Raw genomic sequence first — 7,072 nt, 5'->3', positions numbered from 1 at the left:
TCCACGGCGGCTGCTCACCACGCCTCACGGCCCGACATCGTAGATCACTCTCTACAAAGGACGACAGGCCCGGAGATCATTTTGTTAGGACCTCTTAGTCGGCGAGCACTGGCGCATCCTCATCTGCCGCCGACCGGGCGTCACGCCGGGTCACAAGCCTTCGGGCACCCAATCACACCGACTGCTGAGATCGGTTGGTCACTCCAGCAGGGGCACCGGGTTCGATAGCCCCCTACACTGCGCCGATGGCGCTGATCAGAAGGACCTATCGGATCGTCGACGGCGAGCAAATCGAGGGCACGTGGCGACCGGTCTTCATCCGTAACGGTCCGACTTACTTCCTGACGGACCTGCTGGTCTTCGCCGATGGTGCGATCAACTGTTGGGACTGGGTCGACCTCGACGGGCTGCGCGAGAAGTTGAAGATCGGATGGGTCGCCACGCATCTCAAGCCAGGTGCGCAGGCGTCAGCTCACCATCTTGCAAGCTGGCGCTTCGACGAACCGCAGATGTGGCTGACAGGCGAGGAGCTCCTTGGGGAAGTCGCCGACGAGATCGATCAACTCAATGGCCGACCTGACTCCACCGGCCGCTGTCTGGAAGCCTTGGACCGTTACCTTGAGAACCGAACGGAGGCCGATCGGCGGGCGCTACTGGCCGCATACATGGCCGTCCCCGCGCACCTGCGGCACTACGCATTGGGTGACATGGACGCGAAGGACTGGCCGCTTCGCGTGCTGTGCACCCCGATCGGCGAGCGCACCACCTACGACGAGCTCGTGACCGAGTCGATGCACGCCCAGGCGCACGAGTACTTCGCCGAGCGCGACCGATCGGTCAGAGACTGGCACGAAAACCACCCCGTCGACGGCCCGGACCAGGCACAGAACTCGACGGTGAAACTCGCGTCGATCCCGGGAAATTGGCCCACGGAGCCGGGCATCGAGTGCCTGCGTAACGAGTATCCGGCCACGATCGAGATTGGCGGCGACACCTACGCCAGCGCCGTGCACGCCTACTGGGCGCTGGCCACCACCGACGAGACCGCTCGTGCGGCGATCCGCCGCACCACGACAGCCCTTAGCGTCGAGCGCGCCGTCGGACATGCGCCGATTAGGCAGGACTGGCCCCACCTTCGTCTCACCGCGATGCACACGGTTCTGCGCGCCAAGTTCAATCAACACCCAGAACTCGCAGACGTGCTCCTTGGGACCGGCGACGGCCGCATCGACTACAACATCAGCTCGGCCTACTGGAGCGGAGATACGAAAGGCCGCAACTGGCTGGGTCGTCTCCTGGAGCTTGTCCGGTCAGAGATCGTGGCTCAACGAGCCGGCTTCCTCAGGTAGAGGGTGAGCACGTTCCCGTATCGGCCGCTGACGTCGGCGCTCCCCAGACCCGGCAGGACTGGGCTACGCACGCACATGCCGCGATCCGCGCGTTGCGTGGGTTTCGTGGACGTTGTTGCGGGATCAGCCATTGGTCGCAGTACGACGAGTGCGCCGCGCCATCGGCTTGCGACGCGGATTTCGGCTGCGGGTCAGCCCCCATGCCGGCTCAGGGGCATCCCTGAGCCGGCATGTCGTCCGGTACCTGACCAGCATCGGCGCAGCCGTCATCGGCGAGCGAGGCGATGACGTACCGGACGCGCCCGGCTGGCTCGGGACCGTCTCCGACGTGCAGTGCCGGTCAGCCCCACCAGGTGAGCATGAGTCGCATTGGCTGCTGCCGGGACCAGTAGAAGACGTAGGGGTACCGGGTGCCGGTGAATCTGTTCGGCAGGGCCACGGCATCCCCGCAGCTGGGGTCGAGTCCGGCGGCGTCGGTGCCGGCTTGCACCGACCACACCCATTGCGCCCCGGTCCACCAGCGGGCGGCGAGCCAGGCCGCGGTGGCGGCGCCGCCGCCGGCCGAGCACAGCGGGGCGTCCGGCCACCGCCGGCCGACCTCGGCCCGGACCGCCGCGGCGAGCGGGGTGGCGCCGGTCAACAGGCCGCCGCCGCGCACGATCGGGGTGGTGTCGCCGGTCGGACGGACCCGCGCCGTGCTCTGGGCCAGGAGCGCGGCGGCCTCGTCGAACAGGTCGCCGGCGACCGGTTCGCCGTCGGCGGCGGCGGTGACCACCAGGGGCGCCAGCCGGGCCGGTTCCACGGGGGCTGCCGGGTCACCGCCTGGACCAGCACGTCGACGGTGTCCCGGGGGCGGGGCGCCACCTCGGCGGAGCCGAGCAGTTCGGTGAGCACGGCGGTCGCCAGCGGGCCGGGCGTGCGGCCCTGGTCCAGGTCGGCGAGCATCCGGCGGACCGCCTTGCGGCCCAGTCAGAAGCCGGAGCCGGCGTCGCCGAGCAGCCAGCCGTGACCGTCGGCGGTACGGTCCAGCCGCATCTCGCAGACGCTGGCGACGATCGCCCCGGTGCCGGCGATGAGCACGGTGCCTTCGGGGCTCGCGGTGCCCGAGGCGTACGCGACCAGGGCGTCGCCGTGCACCACGTAGGGGCAGCAAAGGCTGGCGTCGCGCCAGGCCCGGTCGAAGGCGTCCCGACCGGCCGGATCGGCGACCAGGCGGGCCGCCCCGGCCAGGCCGATCGTGCCGGCCCGTACCCGGGCGGGGTCGATGTCGGCGAGCGCCTCCCGCAGGTCGGCCAGGAGTTCGCCGGCGGCCCGCTCGGCGCCGTGGCTGGTGGGGTTGCCGCCACCCCGCCCGGCCGGTGCCCAGCCGCTGTCCGTCCAGGGTCAGGGCGGTCGTCCGGGTGGACGTACCCCCGACGTCGAGACCGACCACGACGGTGTCGGACATCCGCATCCACTCCTTGAGATCGATGCCGCGTTCATGCTGGTTGGCCCGGCAAGGGCCGGACCGGGTCCGGGCCTCCAGACTCTGGACGCTCTTGTGGACGCCGCAGGCACCTCTTATCTTTGGCATGTCCTCAAGGGCGTTCATCAATGGGCTGAGGCTGTACTCGAAAACGAGAGTGTGCCCGGCGGAGCGACTCCGCCCTCGGCGGCGTGCGAAGTCTCCTCATGGCTCGGTCAGGCCTTCTCGAAGGTGATGCTCCGCCGGTCGACCGACACCTGCTTTTCCACCACGGTGCCCAACTCTGTGGTGTACCAGCAGTAGAACGGCGTCGTGCCGAAGGGGAACACCGCCTGGTCGGGCATCGCGGCGTCGCACATCGCGGTGCCCGGCCGGGCGTTGTTGTTGGCTGCTTCGCTGTTCCACAGAAAACCCACGTTCGTCCGGGACAGCACGCCGACCGAGGCGACGGCGGACCAGGTCAGGTACTGGTCGGCGATCGACACGGTCACGTCCATCGGCACCGCGAGGTCGTCGAACTTCACCGTGCACCTCGCCTTCACGTTGCCGGTGATGAACTTCTTGTTGCAGGTCACGGACGTGTGCGCGGGCGAGCCGGCCTGGTTCAGTACCTGTTGTTGCAGCTCATACATGATCTTCGCGTGCGCTGTACCAGGAGTGCCGTAATCCGTGGTCGTGGCGGGGCCGTCGGCGGTGTACGGGTTGGCGCTCGACACCGGCCGCCCGGGCCGGGGCGGCGCGGCCGGCGACGAGGAAGGCGCGGTTGCGGCCGTGTCGGGACCCGAGCAGGCAGCGAGGGCAAGTAGCAGCAGCGGTCCGAGGCTCGCACGGAAAGGTCGCATCTGGTCAGGGTATCGACCAACGCCACCATGGCCGGAGTGCGACAAAAGCCGTGTTGGAGCAACGTCATTCCGGCAGAAGACCGTCAACCGTCAGCCCGCCAAGATCCGCGCTGTCGGCGAACGCGCCCTGCTGGTCGGCCGCCCGCCGGGATGCGCGCTCGTGGCGTTCGACTGCTCGGGCTGGGCAATCGTGAGCAGCCGGTCGATCTCGGGCAGCATCTGCGGGTCGGGCATGACATGCTGCCGAAGCCGTAGAGCGCGTAGCCGGGGTGTGGCACGACCGTGTCCAGCCGGGCGAAGTCGAACTCGTCACGGTGCTCCTCGAATTTCTTGGGCAGGAAGCCGAAAGGCCTCTCGAACTCGGCTCGGCCCAGGTCCAGGTTGAGCCGGAAGACGCCGGGGCGGTCGAGCTGGGAGGCCTCGTCGAAGCCCGGCACATCATGTTCGACAATGGTGGCGAAGGGCTGGCGGCGGTCCGGGCCGACAAGAAGAACCGTCGCCCCAGGCACCCTCCGGCGATCCGTTTTCCTCGCTCGCCACGAGCTGCTCGGCGCCGGGCAACGCGAGGATACGCTCGGCGAGCATGGTCGGGTCGGTGCCGGTCGGGAAATGCAGCGCCACATCCGCGTGCTCGACAGTGAGGTGATCTCAGCGACTTGCGGGTGGGTATCGGTATTCGAAGTGGGTCAGGTGTAGAGCGGCGGCGACGATGTCGCCGGCTCCGCGGGGACTGCTGGTGGTGTGGTGTAACGCTTTCCAGCGTCCGTGGAGGATGGCGAAGCCGCGTTCGCCTTGCCAGCGCAGGCCGCGTAGCAGTCGGTTGGTGGTGCGGTTGCCCACGGCGAGCCGTCGGCCGTTGGTGGGTTGCTTGACCGGGGTTTTGATGCCGTGGCCTGCGCCGTCGTAGCCGGCGTCGGCCAGGGCGGGTAGGTCAAGCTCGGCGGCGGCCCAGTTCAGTGCGGCCGTGATGCCCTGCAGTTGGGCGCAGGTCAGGTCGTGCAGATGCCCCGGCATCGCGTCGGTGGTCCATATCGGCAGCCCGTCCGGGCGGATGATCGCTTGGATATTCGCGCCGAAGTCGCGGTGCTTTCCGGAATACCAGGCGTCGATGGTGTCGCCCTTGACGCTGAGCGTGGTCTCCGCAACGCGGTCGCAGTCGAACAGTTTGCCGTCGAGGATCACGTACGACCAGCCGTCGTCGGCGACCCGCTGCAACGCCTCGTGCAGATCGGGTGCCTGCGCGGCGAGGACCGCGACGCCCTCGGACACGTACCGGTACGCGGTGGCCCGAGAGACGCCGAACCCGGCACCCAGCAGCGTCTTGTCCTCGGCCTTACGGAACCAGACCAGCACCAACAACGCCTGGTAGAAGCAGGTCAAGGCCCGTGTCCCGCGCCGGGTGCCCCGGGCACGGCGCTCGGTCGCGAGCAGCCGGGCGAGGTGGCGCACCAGTTCCCTGGGCACGTCGACCATGGCAGGATAGGCAATCACGTGGAGCCCTCTCGAAGACGGAATCTTGTCGCAAAGACCTGTCTATCGATGGCTCCACGCCTGTATCGAGCACCGTCCGACCTGACCCGATACGCCCGTGTCGATCACATCTCGCCCACGCCTCTCGCGAGGCGCGATGCCCTCACGTCCGCGATCAGCGCAACGGTGCCGAGCCTGCGCATCCAGGGCGGCATCCACCTTTGGGTGTGCCTTCCCGAAGGTGCTGATACTCGGGAATTCTGCGCGACGGCCTATCAGGCCGGGGTGCTCGCGGGCGACGGGCGCCACTTCTTGGTCGACGAACCGCCCGCACCGTTTATCCGGTTCTCTTACGGTGCCGCCGCCGAGTCCCAGATCGTTGAAGGCGTCAGGCGGCTTGCTGAGCTCGGTGCCGTGTAACGGTTGAGCGTGACCAACCAGCGCCACAGCTTCTCGTCGCGCGCTCGGACGACCGAGGACAGCATTCGAAGGGCGTTGATAAGCTCGAGCGTTCAGGAGCCCGGGGTGCTTCTCTGGAGGCAACGCGAGGCCGTGGGCTCCTGAATCTGCAGATGGGGGACGGAGAGTGCGTACGCTCGTGAGTCGGCTCAGGACCGCTGCGGTGGCGGGGACACTGTTCCTCGGGACGATCGCACTCACCGCGTGCGCAAGCGTCGCAGGCAGCGGAGGGGACATGGCATCGCCTGCGGCATCGACGGCATCGGCCGCCGATGCCCAGGCAGGCACGGGTCCGCGCGATCTCTCCCAGGGCGGCCGCTGCGAGGACGGCGAGAACATCACGATCCAGGCCGACGACGCTACGCCCGTCATCGAAGGCAACTGCGGGACCGTGACCGTCGAGGCGAACAACGTCTCCGGCAACATCGCAGCCGCGACCACGGTAACCATTCGCGGCACGGACAGCATGCTGCTCGGCGAGAAATGGGGCACCGCCACCATCACCGGTCGCGGATCGGGCGTCAACGTCGATGAGATCGCCACGCTCACGGTCACCGCCGACGACGCGAAGGTCACGAACCGGCGCACGCAGACGGCGACCATCGACGGCAGCAGGGCCACTGTCAACACCGACAGCATCGACCGGCTCACTATCGACGGCAGTGGCTCCACGGTCATCGCCTCCGGCGCGATCACCGCCCTCGAAGTCCACGGCAACGACAACACCATCACCTGGTCCGATGGAGCCCAGGCCCCGACTGCGGACACCGGTACTGGAAACCGCTACACCCGATAGTGTGCAGGCTTCGACGGGACGATGAGCATGCCGGGGCCGGGCCGACACCTGGAGCATTCGCAATGCCTAGTGTTCTGAGTCGTTAATTCGCCGGCAGATAGTAGGCTGTCGGGATGGCTGGTCGTCCGCGTGGCGTGGTGGAACTGACTGATGACGAGCGTGCGTGTCTGACCCGGTGGGCACGGCGAGGTAAGTCGTCGCAGGCGTTGGCGTTGCGGTCGAAGATCGTGTTGCTGTGCGCCGATGGTCTGGTGAATACGCACGTCGCGGAGCGGTTGGGCGTGTCGCGGGACATGGTGGGCAAGTGGCGTAGCCGGTTCCTCGCGCGCCGGCTGGAGGGGCTCACCGACGAGCCGCGGCCTGGGGCGCCGCGTCGAATCACCGACGACCGCATTGAGGAAGTGATCGTCAAGACGCTGGAGCGCCAGCCGTCCAATCGGGACAGTCACTGGTCGACGCGGTCGATGGCGAAGGAGACCGGGCTGTCGCAGACCGCGGTGTCGCGGATCTGGCGGGCGTTCGGCCTCAAGCCGCACCTGGTGGACACGTGGAAGCTGTCGGCCGATCCGTTGTTCGTGGAGAAGGTCCGCGACGTGGTCGGCCTGTACCTCGATCCGCCGGTCAAGGCGATGGTCCTGTGCGTGGATGAGAAGTCGCAGATGCAGGCACTCGAGCGGACCCGGCCGATGCT

General features: G+C 68.0%; 7 protein-coding genes and 2 pseudogenes. 4 read left to right on the top strand and 5 right to left on the bottom strand.

Annotated features, from left to right (window positions below):
* Positions 1-245 precede the first annotated feature (245 nt).
* Positions 246-1,349, top strand: coding sequence for an NADAR family protein (locus ACGFZ2_RS34230; RefSeq protein ID WP_393461002.1), 1,104 nt, complete (start codon positions 246-248; stop codon positions 1,347-1,349).
* Between the two features lie 340 nt (positions 1,350-1,689).
* Here ACGFZ2_RS34230 and ACGFZ2_RS34225 read toward each other — a convergent pair.
* The 5 genes and pseudogenes from ACGFZ2_RS34225 to ACGFZ2_RS34205 all read right to left on the bottom strand — a co-directional run bounded on the left by ACGFZ2_RS34225 (position 1,690) and on the right by ACGFZ2_RS34205 (position 5,129).
* Positions 1,690-2,796, bottom strand: a pseudogene (locus ACGFZ2_RS34225) (N-acetylglucosamine kinase).
* A gap of 233 nt (positions 2,797-3,029) precedes the next feature.
* On the bottom strand, positions 3,030-3,656 hold the full coding sequence (locus ACGFZ2_RS34220; RefSeq protein WP_393269810.1) for a hypothetical protein: 627 nt from the start codon (positions 3,654-3,656) through the stop codon (positions 3,030-3,032).
* 90 nt (positions 3,657-3,746) lie between these two features.
* On the bottom strand, positions 3,747-3,890 hold the full coding sequence (locus tag ACGFZ2_RS34215) for a hypothetical protein (protein ID WP_393461005.1): 144 nt from the start codon (positions 3,888-3,890) through the stop codon (positions 3,747-3,749).
* A 44-nt stretch (positions 3,891-3,934) separates the two neighbouring features.
* Positions 3,935-4,279 (bottom strand): annotated as a pseudogene (locus ACGFZ2_RS34210) (DUF6194 family protein); the annotation flags it as partial.
* Positions 4,280-4,304: 25 nt separating this feature from the next.
* Complete coding sequence (locus ACGFZ2_RS34205) at positions 4,305-5,129, bottom strand: transposase family protein (RefSeq protein WP_393269804.1); 825 nt, start codon at positions 5,127-5,129, stop codon at positions 4,305-4,307.
* 66 nt (positions 5,130-5,195) lie between these two features.
* On the opposite strand from ACGFZ2_RS34205, the gene ACGFZ2_RS34200 reads away from it, so the two are divergent.
* The 3 genes from ACGFZ2_RS34200 to ACGFZ2_RS34190 all read left to right on the top strand — a co-directional run.
* On the top strand, positions 5,196-5,546 hold the full coding sequence (locus ACGFZ2_RS34200; protein ID WP_393269803.1) for a hypothetical protein: 351 nt from the start codon (positions 5,196-5,198) through the stop codon (positions 5,544-5,546).
* A 202-nt stretch (positions 5,547-5,748) separates the two neighbouring features.
* Positions 5,749-6,381 carry a DUF3060 domain-containing protein gene (locus ACGFZ2_RS34195; RefSeq protein ID WP_393269800.1) on the top strand — a complete coding sequence of 211 codons (633 nt, stop codon included), beginning with the start codon at positions 5,749-5,751 and terminating at the stop codon, positions 6,379-6,381.
* A 113-nt stretch (positions 6,382-6,494) separates the two neighbouring features.
* The coding region (locus tag ACGFZ2_RS34190) for an IS630 family transposase (protein WP_393460999.1) at positions 6,495-7,072 on the top strand (578 nt) is incomplete at its 3' end.

The sequence above is a fragment of the Micromonospora sp. NPDC048063 genome, assembly GCF_043202855.1.
In the GTDB taxonomy this organism is placed as follows: domain Bacteria; phylum Actinomycetota; class Actinomycetes; order Mycobacteriales; family Micromonosporaceae; genus Micromonospora.
The sequence above is the reverse complement of the archived record's forward strand: the minus strand, read 5'-3'. Positions and strand labels throughout refer to the sequence as shown.

Bases quoted from the DNA above. Each gene is read 5' to 3' on its own strand.
- ACGFZ2_RS34205 (WP_393269804.1), bottom strand. From the start codon at position 5,129: ATGGTCGACGTGCCCAGGGAACTGGTGCGCCACCTCGCCCGGCTGCTC.
- ACGFZ2_RS34200 (WP_393269803.1), top strand. From the start codon at position 5,196: ATGGCTCCACGCCTGTATCGAGCACCGTCCGACCTGACCCGATACGCC.
- ACGFZ2_RS34215 (WP_393461005.1), bottom strand. From the start codon at position 3,890: ATGCCCGACCCGCAGATGCTGCCCGAGATCGACCGGCTGCTCACGATT.
- ACGFZ2_RS34220 (WP_393269810.1), bottom strand. From the start codon at position 3,656: ATGCGACCTTTCCGTGCGAGCCTCGGACCGCTGCTGCTACTTGCCCTC.
- ACGFZ2_RS34230 (WP_393461002.1), top strand. From the start codon at position 246: ATGGCGCTGATCAGAAGGACCTATCGGATCGTCGACGGCGAGCAAATC.